The organism is Pseudomonas sp. microsymbiont 2 (assembly GCF_054788395.1).
Window position 1 is genome coordinate 692,459 of record NZ_CM139112.1, and the last position, 16,988, is coordinate 709,446.

Below are 16,988 nucleotides of genomic sequence, written 5' to 3' on the forward strand. Positions count from 1 at the left end.
TGCCGGGCGCAGACCTTACGAGCGAGAAAAGCATGCCCGCAGCCCCTCGGCTTTCCCCTGTTTCACGCCCCTTGCAACGCCTGTCCCCGATCAGCTTCGCCGTGCGTTGCGCGGTGCTCGGCTGCCTGATGGCCGGCGGCCTGCCCCTGGCCCAGGCCAACGACAGCACCCCGCGTGAAACCACGCAGATGGACGATGCCACGCTGCGTGACTATGACATCGCCCAGGGCCCGCTGGGGACCTCGCTGGGCGTGTTCGCCAGCCAGTCGGGGATGTTGCTGTCCTATGACGCCGAGCTGACCCGTGGGCGCGCCGCCCCGGCGCTCAAGGGGCGCTACAGCGTGCGCGAAGGCGCGCGGCGTTTGCTGGCCAACACCGGCTTGCAGCTGCTGGCGGGCTCGCGTGGCGCCTATGTGCTCATCCCGGAGGGCAAGGTGACGGGCGCGGCGACCGAGCTGACACCGACAGTGGTCGACTCGACCCAGTTGCTCGATGCGCAGCAAGAGACCTACCGGGCGCCGCGTTCGACGGTACATCTGTCGCGGGACGACCTCGACCGTTTCGGCACGGTGTCGGTGGGCGACATGCTCAAGGGCGTGGCGGGTGTACAGGTCGGTGACAGCCGCAACGGCGGCGCGCTGGACGTCAACATTCGCGGTATCCAGGGGCAGAGCCGGGTCGCGGTGCGGGTCGACGGTTCGGAGCAGGCGCTGGATGTGTACCGCGGCTACGGCGGTACCCAGCAGCGCAGCTACGTCGACCCGGACTTGCTCAGCGAGGTGACCGTCAGCAAGGGCCCCAGCATCCGTAACGGCGCGATTGGCGGCACGGTCGACATGACCACGCTCGGTGTCAACGACATCCTGGTCGATGGCAACAGCGTTGGCGTTCGGCTGACCGGCAACCTGTGGAACAACGGCGTCGATCCGGAACATCGCAACAGCCACTCCAGGGACGAGGACCTGAGCGCGGTGCCACGGGACAACCGCGCCAGCCTGTTCGGCTCCGAGGCCCAGTCCGGCAGTGCGGCCTTTGCCTACAGCAACGAGCGTGTCGACCTGGTGGCGGCCTATGCGCACCGCAGCCAGGGTAACTATTTCTCCGGCAAGAAAGGCCAGGACCGCTATCGCCTCTACGACCGCTGGGGACGTGAGCAATCCAGCGTGGCCAGCACCTACAACGCTGGCGAAGAAGTACTCAACTCGTCGTCGAAGACCGACTCGTACCTGTTCAAGAGCACCTGGCGGCTGGCCGACGATCACACCCTGGATCTGGGCTATCGCCGTTTCGAAGGGCGCATGGGCGAGATCATGCCGTCGGACATCTTCCGCTTCGGCACGGCGGGTATCTACCAGTACCCGGCGTCGGAGGTCGATATCGACACCTACAATGCGCGCTATCACTACCTGCCCGAAGGCAATCCACTGGTGGACCTCACGGGCAGCCTGTGGATGACCCATGCGAAGACCGCCGGCCTGAGCGCCGCCTGGATGGCCCCCAAGTCCCAGTTGTTCCGCACTGATCGCAGCTGGGCGCGCCAGGATGACCGGCGTATCGGTGGCGACCTGAGCAACGTCTCGCGCTTTGCCACCGCCCATGGCGACTTCAAGCTGGACCTGGGCGCTGGCTTCCAGGTCGAAGACCTGCAGCCGCAGAAGGGGATGCTGGTCACCCAGCACGACATCAATGCCAACCGCATGCTGCGTGACGCCACGCGCCAGGAGTTCAGCTTCAACGGCAATCTGGAGTACAAGCCCGTCGAACAGGTGACGTTGTGGGGCGGTGGCCGCTACGCCCATTATCGGACCAAGGACAACACCGTGCTGGCCGAGGCCCGCCGCGAGGACCGCAAGATGCGCTGGATCACCGCCAGCAGCCCGGGGCATTGGGGCAGCATGACCTGGTTCCCCGACCAGAACGGCCAGTACACCGATGCCACCGACCCGCGGCTGAACAACGGCATCGTCTTCGAAAACAGCAACGAACCGTTCAATGGCGTGCCGTTCAACGAATCCGGCGCGACCAACGTGGTGGTGCATCCGGAAAGCATCACCAACGTGGTCACCGGTTATGACTACACCCCACAGGGCAAAAGCAGCGGTGGTGGCTTCTCGCCGGCCTTCGGCATCAATGTCGAGTTCCTGCCCGACACCTTCGTGTATGCCTCCTACACCCAGGGCCTGCGCCTGCCTTCGCTGCTCGAGACCAGCCAGGGCACCCAGCAGGTCACCCCGGGCAAGCACCTCAAGCCCGAGCGTTCGCGTAGCTGGGAAGTGGGTGTCAGCGCCTTGCGCAGCAATTTCCTCACCGATGGCGACTCGCTGTCGGCGAAGCTTGCGTACTTCGACAACGACATCAAGCACTACATCACTCGCTACTACGATCCGAGCCCTGGGCTGTGGGGGCGGATGACCTTCAGCAACACCGACAGCTACAGCACCCGTGGCCTGGAGTTGCAGTCGCATTACGATGCCGGGCGGGTGTTCGCCGACCTGTCGGCCACCTACTACCTGCAGACCGAAACCTGCGACGCGACCTTCGCAGCCAAGCTGCGCGCCAGCGCCAACCAGTATCAGCGCACCCAGGACACCCCGGACTGCACGCCGGGCAGCTACATGGGCTCGTACACCAATACCCAGAACCCACCGCGCTTCTCGGCGAACCTGCTCACCGGGCTGCGCTTCTTCGACGAGGCACTGACCGTGGGTGGGCGCATGACCTACACCTCCGGGCCTACCGCGCAGATGGACAAGCCCTGGCAGACCGGCGCGACCACGCCGCAGATCGACTATCGCTCGGTGGCGTTGTTCGATCTGTTCCTCAAGTACAAGCTGCTGGAGCACACCGAATTGAATGTGTCGGTGCAGAACCTCACGGACCGCTATTACCTCGATCCGCTGGCGCAGAGCTTCATGCCGGCGCCGGGGCGGACCTGGCGGGTGGGGATGGTGACGCGGTTCTGAGTGGCGGGCAGGTACGCGTTGCCTGCTTCGCGGGCGGATCGCATCGGCGCATCCGTATGCTCGGGAGAGGTGGGCAACACGCGGGGCGCCTGTTTGCGCCAGGCATTAAAAAGCCGGCTTGTGGCCGGCTTCTCGGGGACGGTCTTGGCTCATTTTTGATAAGCCGCAACCGCCTTAAACGGTTGGCAACATGGCCTGAAAAAGATGGCGGACGGCTGTGTGAGGCGTCGCCAGACCCTCTGGAATGCGGCTTGCACCATCAGGGGGCGTGATGTGCGGCGTAGCATACTAGGGCGCGCTGGCGATGCCCAGCAAAAAGTGCCGCCCGGTGTGTCAATCAGGCCGTGCCGGGCGCAGGCAAGCCCACCAGAACACCCAACCGAGGATCTCCAGGCCCTGGACCCGGCGCTGGTAGGCGGTGTAGCGCTCGATGGGGTGGTTGAGCCGGTCGTGGCTGTGCAGGCACAGGGTACCGTTGTGGCCCAGGGTGAGGTGATGGACCCGCAAGCGGCCGTTGTGCAGCAGCGCATAGCACTCGCCTTCGACGACTCGGGTGAAGGAGCGGTCGATGGCCAGGAGCGTGCCCTGGGGAACCAGCGGCGCCATGTTGTTCGTCGGCATATGCAAGCAGATGGCTTTCTCCGCCTGGACGCTCAGGGTGTCGAGCACTTGGCGAGGGATTGACTGGTGGCGCCCGGGCACCGGCTCCAGCGCGCCCTGATGTGTCTGGTAGAGGGGCAGGTCGACGGTCTCGCCACCCAGCGCCAGTAACGGGGGCAGAGCGATGTCGTGGGGCGGGACGGGCGGTACGGCGCTCAGCGGAGCCGGGTGCTTGAGGCCTTCACCATTGCGCAGCCAGCGCCGGTTCACGCAGAACAGGTCGGCGATCTCGTCGAGCCGAGCCAATGGCACGCCGCGCTTGAACCAGTTGTTGACGTGCTGAGGGGTGACGTTGCGCTGGGCGGCAAAGTCCGAAGGGGTCAGGTTGCACTCTTGCAGGAGGGCTTTGAGGCGGTCGCCGGATGTGTTCATGGCGCCGAGTCTATACACCCGCGAATGGTGTGGAAATCAACCTGATGTAGAGACGATCTGTAGGAAAAATGGTGGGTTGTAAGGAGGGAGCTTAGGACTGGGTAGGAGGATTCCCTTGCTTCTGCTTCGTGTCACATGGCTTGAGGCCATACTTCGGAAGAGGCTTTAGCACGCGCCCACAAAAAAGCCCTGCCGAAGCAGGGCTTTTCACTATCGGGCTCAGCCTTTGTAGGCAGCGACCGACTTGGTGATCGCGGCGCGGGCGGCGTCGGCGCCTTCCCAGCCTTCGATCTTGACCCACTTGCCCTTCTCCAGATCCTTGTAGTTCGCGAAGAAGTGCTCGATCTGCTGGATCAGCAGCGCCGGCAGGTCGGTGTATTCCTTCACGTCCACGTACAGCTGGCTCAGCTTGTCGTGAGGAACGGCGATGACCTTGGCGTCGCCGCCGCCGTCGTCGGTCATGTTCAGCACGCCAACCGGACGGGCGCGGATCACCGAGCCAGGGGCGACCGGGTACGGGGTCACGACCAGCACGTCCAGCGGATCACCGTCGTCGGCCAGGGTGTTGGGGATGAAGCCGTAGTTGGCCGGGTAGAACATCGGGGTGGCCATGAAGCGGTCGACGAACAGGGTGTCGCTGTCCTTGTCGATCTCGTACTTGATCGGCGCGTGGTTGGCCGGGATCTCGATGGCGACGTAGATGTCGTTCGGCAGGTCTTTGCCGGCTGGAATCTTGCTGTAGCTCATTGGGCAATGCCCCCGTGTTTGATCAAAAAAGTGGCGGCGATTATAGGCACATTCCCACAGCGGGTGCCACGTCCGGCCTGATGTGCGGGCGTTTCAGACGTGGCTTTCGCGGTAGTCCGGGTGTTCGGCCTGCAGGCGCGTCAGACGCTTCAGCGGGTCCTGTCGGTAGAACAGCGACAGCTGTTGGTAGACCTGCGCATAGGCCTGGTGCAGCAGATCGGGCGCGCTGAAGAAGTATTCGCTGGTGACGGCGAAGAACTCGGCCGGGTTTTCCGCGGCGTAGGGGTCGATGGCCGTTTCGGCGTCCGGGTTGGCATCGAGCTGGCGGTTCATGTCGTCGTAGGCCTGCTGCATGGCCTGGGCCCAGTCTTGCACGCGCATGCCGTTGTGCAGGGGCGGCAGGCCGTTGGCATCGCCGTTGAGCATGTCGAGCTTGTGCGCCAGCTCGTGGATCACCAGGTTGTAGGCCTCCCAGCCGCCGCTGGCCAGCACCCCGGGCCAGGCCATGATCACCGGACCCTGCTGCCAGGCCTCGCCGCTGTGTTCGGCGTCCCACACGTGCTCCACGCCACTGGCGTCACGGTGGCGCTGGGGGCTCTTGAAGTCGTCGGGGTAGAGAATGATCTCGTGAAAGCCCTGGTACCAGTCGAGGTCGCCCAGGTGCAGCAACGGCAGTTGCGCCTGGGCGGCGAGGAACAGGCGCTGCTCATCGTCCAGCTCGACCCCCGACAGGGTGGTCAGGTGTTTGTCGTGCAGGAACAGCACGCAGGCTTCGCGCAGCCAGCGGTCTTCCTCGTCGCTGATGCCGTCGAGCAGCGGCAGTCGCTCACGGATCGCCTGCCAGAGCTGCGCGTCGATCGGGTAGCGGGCCAGGGTGCGCCGCCGTCGCCAGGCGCTGAACGACCACATGTGGCTGTCAGTGGGCTTTGGCCGTGCGGCCGAAGCGGCCACGCAGCAGGCCGAGGATCATCGGCACCAGCGACAGGACGATGATTGCCACCACCATCAGCGACAGGTGCTGCTTGATGAACGGTACGTTGCCGAAGAAGTAGCCCAGGGTCACCAGGCCACCGACCCACAGCAGCGAGCCGGCCACGCTGAAGCCCAGGAAGCGCGGGTAGTGCATGTGGGCGATACCGGCGACGAACGGCGCGAAGGTGCGCAGGATCGGCAGAAAGCGCGCCAGGGTGACGGTCTTGCCGCCGTGGCGTGCGTAGAAGTCGTGGGTACGCTGCAGGTAATCCTGGCGGAAGATCTTCGAGTTGGGGTTGCGGAACAATCGCTCACCCGTCGTGCGCCCGATCACGTAGTTGGTGCTGTCGCCCAGGATCGCCGCCGCCATCAGCAGGCCGGCCAGCAGCACCGGGTCCATGCCGCCGCCCGCGGCCACGGCGCCGGCAATGAACAGCAGTGAGTCGCCGGGCAGGAACGGCATCACCACCAGGCCGGTCTCGCAGAAGATCACGGTGAAGAGGATGGCGTAGATCCAGGGGCCGTAGTTGGTGACCAGCAGATCGAGGTAGGCATCGAGATGCAGGATGAGGTCCAGCGGGTTGAAATCCATGTACAGCACCTGTGTTCTTGACCCGCTTCCACGGGCGCGCGATGACGGACAGCGCCATGGGGTTGGAAAGCTCTACCGGTTGAGCAGGTAACTTTTCACACATGACAGGAGGGGCATTATACGGCGAAGTCCGGAATGCGCCGGGAGAGTTTGTAGCCGAGCGTTACGACTGGGCAATTGGGCTTCCTGAGGGAACACTGCTGCAGCGCGGTTCCTGTGGGAGCGGGCTTGCCCGCGAATCAAGCGCCGCGGTGCCTGGCACCGGCTGTGCCGGTGTTCGCGGGGCAAGCCCGCTCCCACGAAGTACCGGATTGGGGCGTCTGTCCCAAAGAGAGCGCCAGGGCGCCTGGCATCAATCCTGGCTGATCGGCAGGATGTAGTTCTCGAACTCGGTGTCCTTGCGAAAGCCCATGGATTCGTAGGTCTTGCGCGCCACCTCGTTGTCGCTGCTGGTGGACACGCGCATGCGCACGGCGTTGGTTTCCCTGGCCATCTTCTTGGCTTCGCGCATCAGGTGGTCGGCCACCAGCATGCGCCGCGAGTCCTCGGCCACGTAGATGTCGTTGAGGATCCACACGCGCTTGAGCGACAGCGACGAGAAGCTCGGGTAGAGCTGGCAGAAGCCCAGCAGGCGGTCGTCGCCATCGTCCGGCAGGGCCAGGTAGATGATCGACTCGCCGCGCTTGAGGCGTTTTTCGAGGAACGACCGTGAGCTGTCCGGGTAAGGCAGTTGCCCGTAGAACTCGCGGTACTTGACGAACAGCGGGGTAAGCAGGTCGAGGTGTTCCAGGGTTGCCTTGATGATGCGCATGGGCGGGCCTCTGAGTCCATTTGGGGATACGCGGATTGCCAGCAGCGTTCGGTGCATGCTGCCTAATGCAGGCTAGAAGCGCAATCCGCCTTCCATGACAGTTTCTTATCCCTCTCCGAGCAGGAAATTGCCGGTTTTTGACGAAGAGTCATCGCTGTCGATGCTATGGACCTCTGCTTCGTCCTTTAAATTCACCCCCGATAGCTGTCGTCTGCAGGCTTCGCGCATCAGGTACAGCAGGCGATGGGCGGCCATGCCGTAGCTCAGGCCTTCCAGGCGCACGTTGGAGATGCAGTTGCGGTAGGCATCGGTCAGGCCGACCTTGGGCGCATAGGTGAAGTACAGGCCCAGGCTGTCAGGCGAGCTCAGCCCCGGGCGCTCGCCGATCAGCATCACGGTCATGCGCGCGCCAAGCAGTTCGCCCACTTCGTCGGCGACCGCGACCCGTCCTTGCTCGACCAGGATCACCGGGGCGCAGGTCCAGCCGTCGGCGGCGGCCTGCTCCTCGAAGCGAGCGAGCAACGGCAGGGTGTGGCGATGCACGGCCAGCGCCGAGAGGCCGTCGGCCACGACGATCGCCAGGTCGACCCCGCCGGGGTTGGCCCGGGCATGCTCGCGCAGGCGCTGCGCCGAGTCCTCATGCAGGCGCCGGCCCAGGTCGGGGCGTTGCAGGTACTGGTGGCGGTCGCTGGCGGCGCTGTGCAGCAGCAGGCTGTCGCGGCCACGGTCGCTGAGCTGCTGGCGCAGGCCGGCATGGTCGAACGGCAGGTGCACGGCATCGCGGGCCTGGGCATGGGCGAACTGGAAATCCAGCTGGGCGCCGGTCGGCAGGCTGATGCCGCTGCGGCCCAGGGCGATGCGCGCCGGAGTCAGGTTGCGCAGCGCCAGCCAGGGGTTTTCCGGGGTGGGCGTGTGTCGTTCCATGGTTACCTCTGCCCCAGGTGCGCCAGGGCGTGGCGGAAGGCTGGCGGCAGGTTGTCGCCAAAGCGGATGCGGCCGTCGGCCTGGGTGAAGATGCCGGTGCGCCCGAGCCAGGCCTCGAATTCCGGCCCGGGCTTGAGGCCCAGGGTCTGGCGCGCGTAGAGCGCGTCGTGGAACGAGGTGGTCTGGTAGTTGAGCATGATGTCGTCGGAGCCGGGGATGCCCATGATGAAGTTGATCCCGGCCACGCCCAGCAGGGTCAGCAGGGTGTCCATGTCGTCCTGGTCGGCTTCGGCGTGGTTGGTGTAGCAGATGTCGCAGCCCATGGGCACGCCGAGCAGCTTGCCGCAGAAGTGGTCCTCGAGCCCGGCGCGAATGATCTGCTTGCCGTTGTACAGGTATTCCGGGCCGATGAAGCCGACCACGGTGTTGACCAGGAACGGCTTGAAGTGGCGGGCCACGGCGTAGGCGCGGGTTTCGCAGGTCTGCTGGTCGACACCGTGGTGGGCGTTGGCCGACAGCGCGCTGCCCTGGCCGGTCTCGAAATACATCAGGTTCTGCCCGACCGTGCCGCGCTTGAGCGACAGGCCTGCCTCGTAGCCTTCGCGCAGGACGTTGAGGTTGATGCCGAAACCGGCGTTGGCCGCCTCGGTGCCGGCGATCGACTGGAACACCAGATCCAGCGGCACGCCGCGGTTGATCGCCTCGATCGAGGTGGTGACGTGGGTCAGCACGCAGGCCTGGGTGGGGATGTCGTAACGCTGGATGATCGCGTCGAGCATTTCCAGCAGCGCGCAGATCGAGGCGATGCTGTCGGTGGCGGGGTTGATGCCGATCATGGCGTCGCCGTTGCCGTACAGCAGGCCGTCGAGAATGCTGGCGGCGATGCCGGCTGGCTCGTCGGTCGGGTGGTTGGGCTGCAGGCGGGTCGACAGCCGCCCGCGCAGCCCCATGGTGCCGCGGAACGCGGTGACCACGCGGATCTTCTGCGCCACCAGCACCAGGTCCTGGACGCGCATGATCTTCGACACCGCCGCCGCCATCTCCGGTGTCAGCCCTGGCGCCAGGGCGCGCAGGCTGTGCTCGTCGGCCTGCTCGCCGAGCAGCCAGTCGCGCAGGCCGCCGACGGTCAGGTGGCTGACCGGGGCGAAGGCTTGTCGGTCGTGGCTGTCGATGATCAGCCGGGTGACTTCATCCTGTTCGTAGGGAATCAGCGCTTCGCTGAGAAAATGCGTGAGCGGGATATCGGCCAGCGCCATCTGCGCCGCGACGCGTTCGCCGTCGTTGCTGGCGGCGACGCCGGCCAGGTAATCGCCCGAGCGGGCCGGGCTGGCCTTGGCCATGACTTCTTTCAGGCTGTCGAAGCGGTAGACCTGGTTGCCTACCGTGTGGGTGAAACTTGCCATACAGACTCTCCAGGGCGCCGCAGGGCTGGCCTGCGGCGTGGGTCGGCGATCTCAGTGCAGGGCCTCTTCGGCCTTCTGGATCGCGGCGAATTCCTCTTCCGGGGTACCGGCCACCAGATGGTGACGGCTGTAGAAAGCAAAGTAGGCAATTAATACTGCATAGATCACCGCAGCGCCAATCACCACCCGTGGATCGACCAGGAAACCGGCGACCACGGCGATGCAGGCCAGCACCAGGGCGACGCCCGAGGTGAAGATGCCACCGGGGGTGCGGTACGGGCGCTCCATTTTCGGGCGACGGATGCGCAGGGTGATGTGCGCGGCCATCATCAGCACGTAGGACAGCGTGGCGCCGAACACCGCCACCAGGATCAGCAGGTCGCCCTGGCCGGTCAGCGACAGGGCGAAGCCGATGATCCCGGGGATCACCAAGGCCAGCACCGGCGCCTTGCTCTTGTTGGTTTGCGAGAGCTTGCGCGGCAGGTAGCCGGCGCGGGACAGCGCGAAGATTTGCCGCGAATAGGCGTAGATGATCGAGAAGAAGCTGGCGATCAGTCCGGCCAGGCCCACCAGGTTGACGAAGCTGCCCATCCAGGTGGAGCCGCCGTAGGCTTTCGACAGCGCCTCGACCAGCGGGTTGCCCGAGGCCTTGAGGGCTTCGGAACCGGCGCCGCCAGGGCCGACCACCAGGATCAGCAGGGCGAAGGCCAGCAGCACCAGCATCGCGCCGATCAGGCCGCGAGGCAGGTCGCGCTTCGGATTCTTGGTCTCCTCGGCGGCCAGTGGCACGCCCTCGACCGCCAGGAAGAACCAGATCGCATAAGGGATCGCCGCCCACACGCCGACATAGCCGAACGGCAGGAAGCTGCTGGCACCCACGGCGTCGGTCTTGGCGATGTCGAACAGGTTGGCTGCATCGAAATGGGGCACCATGCCGATCAGGAACACCGCCAGGGCGACGGCCGCGACGGCGGTGATGATGAACATCAGTTTCAGTGCCTCGCCCACCCCGAAGATGTGGATGCCGATGAACACGATGTAGAAGGCCAGGTAGATCATCCAGCCGCCGATGCCGAACAGCGACTGGCAGTAGGCGCCGATGAACACGGCGATGGCCGCGGGGGCGATGGCGTATTCGATGAGGATCGCCGTGCCGGTGAGGAAGCCGCCCCAGGGGCCGAAGGCGCTGCGGGCGAAGCCATAGCCGCCGCCGGCGGTGGGGATCATCGACGACAGCTCGGCCAGGGAGAAGCACATGCACAGGTACATGGTGGCCATCAGCAAGGTGGCGAGGAACATGCCGCCCCAGCCGCCCTGGGCCAGGCCGAAGTTCCAACCGGCGTAGTCGCCGGAAATCACGTAGGCCACGCCCAGGCCCACCAGCAGGACCCAGCCGGCGGCGCCTTTTTTCAGTTCACGTTGCTGGAAATAGTCCGAGCCGACTTTTTCGAAGTCGACGGAGGAACTCGCCGGCGTGCTGCCGGAATGATCGCTTGGCATAGGGTTCACCTGTTGTTTTTCTTAGGTTGCCGGAGGGACTGCCGGCCACTGGTGATTCGTTTTGCAGGAAGCGGGCCAGAGCGGTTGATACACGAAAACCGCCCTGGTTTCTGGTTTATGCAGGTCTGGCCTCTTCGCGGGCAAGCCCGCTCCCACAGATTCGGCACTGGTTTTGAATTTTATGCTGTACCTGTGGGAGCGGGTTTACCCGCGAAAAGGGCGACGCGGTTTAGAAGAAGCCCAGCGGATTGATGTCGTAGCTCACCAGCAGGTTCTTGGTCTGCTGGTAGTGGTCGAGCATCATCTTGTGGGTTTCACGGCCGACGCCGGACTTCTTGTAGCCACCGAACGCGGCATGCGCCGGATACAGGTGGTAGCAGTTGGTCCACACGCGGCCGGCCTTGATGCCACGGCCCATGCGATAGGCGCGGTTGATGTCGCGGGTCCACACGCCAGCGCCAAGGCCGAACTCGGTGTCGTTGGCAATCGCCAGGGCCTCGGCTTCGTCCTTGAAGGTGGTGACGCTGACCACCGGGCCGAAGATCTCTTCCTGGAACACGCGCATCTTGTTGTTGCCCTTGAGCAGGGTCGGCTGGATGTAGTAACCGCTGGCCAGCGCGCCTTCGAGCTGCTCCACCTTGCCGCCGGTCAGCAGTTCGGCGCCTTCTTCCTGGGCAATCTTCAGGTACGACTGGATCTTCTCGAACTGCTGCTCGGAGGCCTGGGCGCCGACCATGGTCTCGGTGTCCAGCGGGTCGCCGCGCTTGATCTGCAGGACCTTCTTCATCACCACTTCCATGAACTGCGGGTAGATCGACTCCTGTACCAGGGCGCGCGACGGGCAGGTGCACACTTCGCCCTGGTTGAAGAACGCCAGCACCATGCCTTCGGCGGCCTTGTCGATGAAGGCAGGCTCGGCCTGCATGATGTCCTCGAAGTACACGTTGGGCGACTTGCCGCCCAGCTCGACGGTGGACGGGATGATGTTCTCGGCGGCGCACTTCATGATGTGCGAGCCCACCGGCGTGGAGCCGGTGAAGGCGATCTTGGCGATGCGCTTGCTGGTGGCCAGGGCTTCGCCGGCCTCGCGACCAAAGCCTTGCACCACGTTGAGCACGCCCTTGGGCAACAGGTCGCCGATCAGCTCCAGCAGCACGGTGATGCCCAGCGGGGTCTGCTCGGCGGGCTTGAGCACCACGCAGTTGCCCGCGGCCAGGGCCGGGGCCAGCTTCCACGCGGCCATCAGCAGCGGGAAGTTCCACGGGATGATCTGGCCGACCACGCCCAGCGGTTCGTGGATATGGTAGGCCACGGTGGTTTCGTTGATCTCGGCGGCGCCGCCTTCCTGGGCGCGGATGCAGCCGGCGAAGTAGCGGAAGTGATCGACCGCCAGCGGGATGTCGGCGTTGAGGGTTTCGCGGATTGGCTTGCCGTTGTCCCAGGTCTCGGTGATGGCCAGCAGTTCGAGGTTCTGCTCGATGCGGTCGGCGATGCGCAGCAACACGTTGGAGCGGTCCTGCACCGAGGTGCGGCCCCAGGCGTCGGCGGCGGCGTGGGCGGCGTCGAGCGCCTTGTCGATGTCCTCGGCGGTGGAGCGGGGGAACTCGGCGATCGGCTGGCCGTTCACCGGCGAGGTGTTGGTGAAGTACTCACCCTTTACCGGAGGAACGAACTCACCACCGATGTAGTTGCCGTAGCGGCTCTTGAAGGAAACCTTCGCGCCCTCGGTACCGGGATGTGCGTAACGCATGGTGTGTCTCCTGGTCGTTGTGATTGTTGCGGAGTTTCCAAGCGTAGAGCAAAGGTCGGGCCAGTGCCTGGAGGTCCTTGTGTATCAATGACTTGGATCAACCCTGTCGACAGGTCGGCGCTGCCTTGTACCAGTGCTGGCACGGTCTGGGTGACACTTTGTACCGTTTTCGACACAGGGCGTGACCGCAGGGTCAGTGCCCCGTTGCAAAGCGCCGGCGCCTGGAGGATGCTGGCGGGACTCTATCTGCGGAGCACAACAACAAATGCAGAGCAATCCGTTCAGCCGCCATGCCCAGCAGGTGCTCACGGTCGCCCAGGGCCAGGCCAGCGGGCCGGGCAGCGACCCGTCCATCGCCCGTTCCTGGCTGCGTTGCCTGGAGGACTACCACCTCGACCCTGCGCGGGCTCAGGCCCCCGTCGTGCTCGAGCACGGCCGCCTGCTGGAGAGCCGCGAGCGCCTGCGCCAGGTGTTGCAGATAGCCGACAGCGAGATGAACAGCCTGCACCAGCAGTTGTCCGGCAGCGGGCACGCGGTGCTGCTGACCGATGCCCGCGGGGTGATCCTCAATTGCGTCACCGCGCCCAGCGAGCGGCGTATCTTCGAGCGCGCCGGGCTGTGGCTGGGCGCCGACTGGAGCGAAGCCCGCGAGGGCACCAACGGTATCGGCACCTGCCTGGTCGAGCGTCAGGCCCTGACCATTCACCAGGACGAGCACTTCCGGGGTCGCCACACTGGGCTGACCTGCTCGGCCAGCCCGGTGTTCGATCCCCATGGCGAGCTGCTGGCGGTGCTCGACGTGTCCTCGGCGCGGCCGGACCTGTCACGCCAGAGCCAGTTCCACACCATGGCCCTGGTCAACCTGTCGGCGAAGATGATCGAAAGCTGCTACTTCCTGCGTCATTTCGAGCAGCAATGGTTGCTGCGCTTCCACCTGCAGGCGGAGTCGGTCGGGCTGTTCAGCGAAGGCCTGCTGGCCGTCGATGGCGATGGGCGGATCTGCGCCGCCAACCAGAGCGCCCTGAACCTGTTGGGCAGCATCCGCGGCGGTGTGCTCGGCAAGCCATTGGACAGGTTCTTCGCCTGCAGCCACGACGAATTGTTCAGCCGCGCCACGCCCCAGGGCACCACCGCCTGGCCACTGCACACCTGCGATGGCCGTCAGGTATTCGCCAGCCTGCGCGGTCAGGCGCGAGCACCGGTGTGGTCGGTGCCGGTGGCCTTGCCCCAGGCCAGCGAGCCCGGTATCTGCCTGCTCGATCCGGCCTTGCGCGAGGACTTTCGCCGCGCCGTGCGAGTGTTCGAGCGTGACGTGCCGCTGCTGCTGCGTGGCGAGACCGGTTGTGGCAAGGAGGCCTTCGCCCAGGCGATGCACCAGGCCAGCTCGCGCCGGCACAAGCCATTCGTGGCGATCAACTGCGCGTCGATTCCCGAGAGCCTGATCGAGAGCGAGCTGTTCGGCTATCGCGGCGGCAGCTTCACCGGCGCGCGCAAGGAAGGCATGCGCGGCAAGCTGTTGCAGGCCGATGGCGGCACCTTGTTGCTGGATGAGATCGGCGACATGCCGCTGGCGCTGCAGACACGCCTGCTGCGGGTACTCGAAGAGCGTCAGGTGGTGCCCATCGGTGGCGAGCCCCAGGCGGTGGATGTGCGCATCGTCAGCGCCACCCACCGAGACCTGCTGGAACGGGTGGAGCAGGGTGGTTTCCGCGAAGACCTCTACTACCGCCTCAATGGCCTGGAGGTGGCGTTGCCGGCGCTGCGCGAGCGCAGCGACAAGGCGCAGTTGCTGGACTTTCTGCTGGCGCAGGAGGCAGAGGGCCAGGCCATCGCTCTCGATCCGTCCGCCCGCCAGGCGCTGCTGGACTTCACCTGGCCGGGTAACGTGCGGCAGATGAGGAATGTGCTGCGCACGTTGGTGGCGTTGTGCGAAGGCGCGCATATCGAGTTTTCCGATCTCCCGGCAATTGTCCGCCATGGCGCGCCCTCTGTAGGAGCGGCCTTGTGTCGCGAAAGGGCCGCAGAGCGGCCCCAGGATCCTGACCATGTCGCTGAAATCGCCGGGGCTGCTGCGCAGCCCTTTCGCGGCACAAGGCCGCTCCTACATGCCGAGCGCGATGCGCTGCTCGCCGTACTGGAGGCAAACCACTGGCACATGACCCGCGTCGCCGAGCACCTGGGCATCAGCCGCAATACCTTGTATCGAAAACTGCGCAAACACGGCATCGCCAGGGCCGGTTGAGCGAAACAGCGGGTGCGATTTCCCTCGCCCTGGGCTACCCTGCCTCGACGTTTTGCGAGGTCGATCATGCACATTCACATTCTCGGTATTTGCGGCACTTTCATGGGGTCGCTGGCGGTGCTTGCCAAGGAGCTGGGCCACCGCGTCACTGGCTCCGACGCCAACGTCTATCCGCCCATGAGCACCCAACTCGAAGCCCAGGGCATCGAGCTGACCCAAGGCTACGATCCAGCCCAGCTGGAGCCGGCACCCGACCTGGTGGTGATCGGCAACGCCATGTCGCGGGGCAACCCGGCGGTGGAGTACGTGCTCAACAAGGGACTGCCCTATGTCTCCGGCCCGCAGTGGCTGGCCGACCATGTGCTGCAGGGGCGCTGGGTGCTGGCGGTAGCGGGTACCCACGGCAAGACCACCACCAGCAGCATGCTGGCCTGGGTCCTGGAGCATGCCGGCATGAGCCCGGGCTTCCTGATCGGTGGCGTGCCGCAGAACTTCTCGGTGTCGGCGCGCCTGGGCGATACGCCGTTCTTCGTGGTCGAGGCCGACGAATATGACAGCGCTTTCTTCGACAAACGCTCGAAGTTCGTCCATTACCATCCGCGCACGGCGATCCTCAACAACCTCGAGTTCGACCACGCGGATATCTTCCCGGACCTGGCGTCCATCGAGCGGCAGTTCCATCACCTGGTGCGCACCATTCCCAGCGAAGGCCTGGTGATCCATCCGACCACCGAGCAGGCGCTGGAGCGCGTCATCGGCATGGGCTGCTGGACCCCGGTGCAGACCACCGGCGAAGGCGGGCAATGGCAGGCACGCCTGCTCAGCGCCGACGGCTCGCGCTTCGAGGTGCTGTTCGAAGGTGAGGCGCAGGGTGTCGTCGACTGGGCGCTCACCGGTCAGCACAACGTCGCCAATGCCTTGGCCACCCTGGCCGCTGCTCGCCATGTCGGCGTGGCGCCGGCCATGGGCATCGAGGGCCTGAGCGCGTTCAAGAGCGTCAAGCGGCGCATGGAAAAGGTCGCCGAAGTGCAGGGCGTGACCATCTATGACGACTTCGCCCACCACCCGACCGCCATCGCCACCACCCTCGATGGCCTGCGCAAGCGCGTTGGCGAGGCGCCGGTGATCGCGGTGATCGAGCCGCGCTCCAACTCGATGAAGCTCGGCGCCCACCGTGACGGCCTGCCGGAAAGCGTCAACGATGCCGACCAGGTGATCTGGTACGCGCCACCGAACCTCGGCTGGGACCTGGCGGGCACCGCCGCGCAGTGCAAGGTGCCGAGCGTGGTGGCCGACAGCCTCGAAGCCATCATCGAACGGATCAAGGGCCAGGCGCGTCCGGGTACCCATGTGGTGATCATGAGCAACGGCGGCTTCGGCGGGCTGCACGGCAAGCTGGCCGAGGCCCTCAAGTGAGCGGCCCGGAACGCATCACCCTGGCCATGACCGGCGCCTCCGGGGCGCAGTACGGCCTGCGTCTGCTCGACTGCCTGGTGCGCGAGGATCGCGAGGTGCATTTCCTCATCTCCAAGGCCGCGCAACTGGTGATGGCCACCGAGACCGACGTGGTGCTGCCGGCCAAGCCCCAGGCCATGCAGGCGTTCCTCACCGAGTACACCGGCGCGGCCGACGGGCAGATTCGCGTGTACGGCAAGGAGGACTGGATGTCTCCGGTGGCCTCGGGTTCCGGTGCGCCAGCGGCGATGGTGGTGGTGCCGTGTTCCACCGGCACGCTGTCGGCCATTGCCACGGGTGCCTGCAACAACCTGATCGAGCGTGCCGCCGACGTGACCCTCAAGGAGCGCCGGCAGCTGATCCTGGTGCCGCGCGAGGCGCCGTTCTCCACCATCCACCTGGAAAACATGCTCAAGCTGTCGCAGATGGGCGCGGTGATTTTGCCAGCGGCGCCGGGCTTCTATCACCAGCCGCAGACCATCGACGACCTGGTCGACTTCGTCGTGGCGCGCATCCTCAACCTGCTGCATATCCCCCAGGACATGTTGCCGCGCTGGGGCGAGCATCACTACGGAGTCGATGATTGAAGCGCACCCT

Annotated in this window: 13 protein-coding genes; 4 read left to right on the forward strand and 9 right to left on the reverse strand. The window is 65.4% G+C overall.

The genetic code is table 11. The annotated features are described in order from the left end of the window. Nucleotides 1-32: 32 nt before the first annotated feature. Nucleotides 33-2,963: a TonB-dependent receptor gene (locus ACYUME_RS03170; protein WP_460418043.1), complete on the forward strand. Its 2,931-nt coding sequence runs from the start codon at nucleotides 33-35 to the stop codon at nucleotides 2,961-2,963. A gap of 333 nt (nucleotides 2,964-3,296) precedes the next feature. Here the strand turns inward: ACYUME_RS03170 and ACYUME_RS03175 are convergent, their stop codons facing one another. The 9 genes from ACYUME_RS03175 to exaC all read right to left on the reverse strand — a co-directional run bounded on the left by ACYUME_RS03175 (nucleotide 3,297) and on the right by exaC (nucleotide 12,694). Then, nucleotides 3,297-3,995, reverse strand: coding sequence for a LexA family transcriptional regulator (locus ACYUME_RS03175; protein WP_279881252.1), 699 nt, complete (start codon nucleotides 3,993-3,995; stop codon nucleotides 3,297-3,299). A gap of 219 nt (nucleotides 3,996-4,214) precedes the next feature. Next, a complete protein-coding gene (ppa, locus tag ACYUME_RS03180; RefSeq protein WP_003255365.1) occupies nucleotides 4,215-4,742 on the reverse strand; it encodes an inorganic diphosphatase in 528 nt (175 codons plus the stop codon). A 93-nt stretch (nucleotides 4,743-4,835) separates the two neighbouring features. Then, nucleotides 4,836-5,651, reverse strand: coding sequence for a M90 family metallopeptidase (locus ACYUME_RS03185; protein ID WP_279881253.1), 816 nt, complete (start codon nucleotides 5,649-5,651; stop codon nucleotides 4,836-4,838). Nucleotides 5,652-5,658: 7 nt separating this feature from the next. Further along, nucleotides 5,659-6,306, reverse strand: coding sequence for a DedA family protein (locus ACYUME_RS03190; protein WP_279881255.1), 648 nt, complete (start codon nucleotides 6,304-6,306; stop codon nucleotides 5,659-5,661). A 352-nt stretch (nucleotides 6,307-6,658) separates the two neighbouring features. Continuing rightward, nucleotides 6,659-7,117 carry a GNAT family N-acetyltransferase gene (locus ACYUME_RS03195; RefSeq protein WP_279881258.1) on the reverse strand — a complete coding sequence of 153 codons (459 nt, stop codon included), beginning with the start codon at nucleotides 7,115-7,117 and terminating at the stop codon, nucleotides 6,659-6,661. A 105-nt stretch (nucleotides 7,118-7,222) separates the two neighbouring features. After that, complete coding sequence (gene eutC / locus ACYUME_RS03200; RefSeq protein ID WP_460418044.1) at nucleotides 7,223-8,041, reverse strand: ethanolamine ammonia-lyase subunit EutC; 819 nt, start codon at nucleotides 8,039-8,041, stop codon at nucleotides 7,223-7,225. Nucleotides 8,042-8,043: 2 nt separating this feature from the next. Then, nucleotides 8,044-9,444: an ethanolamine ammonia-lyase subunit EutB gene (locus ACYUME_RS03205; RefSeq protein ID WP_279881262.1), complete on the reverse strand. Its 1,401-nt coding sequence runs from the start codon at nucleotides 9,442-9,444 to the stop codon at nucleotides 8,044-8,046. A 51-nt stretch (nucleotides 9,445-9,495) separates the two neighbouring features. Beyond that, entirely contained in the window at nucleotides 9,496-10,944 is a 1,449-nt protein-coding gene (gene eat / locus ACYUME_RS03210) for an ethanolamine permease (RefSeq protein ID WP_279881264.1), read from the reverse strand. Between the two features lie 229 nt (nucleotides 10,945-11,173). Continuing rightward, on the reverse strand, nucleotides 11,174-12,694 hold the full coding sequence (gene exaC, locus ACYUME_RS03215) for an acetaldehyde dehydrogenase ExaC (RefSeq protein WP_279881266.1): 1,521 nt from the start codon (nucleotides 12,692-12,694) through the stop codon (nucleotides 11,174-11,176). A gap of 265 nt (nucleotides 12,695-12,959) precedes the next feature. On the opposite strand from exaC, the gene ACYUME_RS03220 reads away from it, so the two are divergent. The 3 genes from ACYUME_RS03220 to ubiX all read left to right on the forward strand — a co-directional run bounded on the left by ACYUME_RS03220 (nucleotide 12,960) and on the right by ubiX (nucleotide 16,978). After that, a complete protein-coding gene (locus ACYUME_RS03220) occupies nucleotides 12,960-14,936 on the forward strand; it encodes a sigma-54-dependent Fis family transcriptional regulator (RefSeq protein ID WP_460418045.1) in 1,977 nt (658 codons plus the stop codon). 66 nt (nucleotides 14,937-15,002) lie between these two features. Next, complete coding sequence (gene mpl / locus ACYUME_RS03225) at nucleotides 15,003-16,352, forward strand: UDP-N-acetylmuramate:L-alanyl-gamma-D-glutamyl-meso-diaminopimelate ligase (protein ID WP_279806599.1); 1,350 nt, start codon at nucleotides 15,003-15,005, stop codon at nucleotides 16,350-16,352. After that, a complete protein-coding gene (ubiX, locus tag ACYUME_RS03230) occupies nucleotides 16,349-16,978 on the forward strand; it encodes a flavin prenyltransferase UbiX (RefSeq protein ID WP_279881272.1) in 630 nt (209 codons plus the stop codon). The genes mpl and ubiX overlap by 4 nt, the downstream gene beginning before the upstream one ends. Nucleotides 16,979-16,988: the final 10 nt, after the last annotated feature.

Excerpts from the sequence above, each read along its gene's own strand:
- eat (WP_279881264.1), bottom strand. The coding sequence starts at position 10,944 with ATGCCAAGCGATCATTCCGGCAGCACGCCGGCGAGTTCCTCCGTCGAC.
- ACYUME_RS03195 (WP_279881258.1), bottom strand. The coding sequence starts at position 7,117 with ATGCGCATCATCAAGGCAACCCTGGAACACCTCGACCTGCTTACCCCG.
- ppa (WP_003255365.1), bottom strand. The coding sequence starts at position 4,742 with ATGAGCTACAGCAAGATTCCAGCCGGCAAAGACCTGCCGAACGACATC.
- eutC (WP_460418044.1), bottom strand. The coding sequence starts at position 8,041 with ATGGAACGACACACGCCCACCCCGGAAAACCCCTGGCTGGCGCTGCGC.
- exaC (WP_279881266.1), bottom strand. The coding sequence starts at position 12,694 with ATGCGTTACGCACATCCCGGTACCGAGGGCGCGAAGGTTTCCTTCAAG.
- ACYUME_RS03185 (WP_279881253.1), bottom strand. The coding sequence starts at position 5,651 with ATGTGGTCGTTCAGCGCCTGGCGACGGCGGCGCACCCTGGCCCGCTAC.
- mpl (WP_279806599.1), top strand. The coding sequence starts at position 15,003 with ATGCACATTCACATTCTCGGTATTTGCGGCACTTTCATGGGGTCGCTG.
- ACYUME_RS03205 (WP_279881262.1), bottom strand. The coding sequence starts at position 9,444 with ATGGCAAGTTTCACCCACACGGTAGGCAACCAGGTCTACCGCTTCGAC.
- ACYUME_RS03190 (WP_279881255.1), bottom strand. The coding sequence starts at position 6,306 with ATGGATTTCAACCCGCTGGACCTCATCCTGCATCTCGATGCCTACCTC.
- ACYUME_RS03220 (WP_460418045.1), top strand. The coding sequence starts at position 12,960 with ATGCAGAGCAATCCGTTCAGCCGCCATGCCCAGCAGGTGCTCACGGTC.
- ACYUME_RS03170 (WP_460418043.1), top strand. The coding sequence starts at position 33 with ATGCCCGCAGCCCCTCGGCTTTCCCCTGTTTCACGCCCCTTGCAACGC.
- ACYUME_RS03175 (WP_279881252.1), bottom strand. The coding sequence starts at position 3,995 with ATGAACACATCCGGCGACCGCCTCAAAGCCCTCCTGCAAGAGTGCAAC.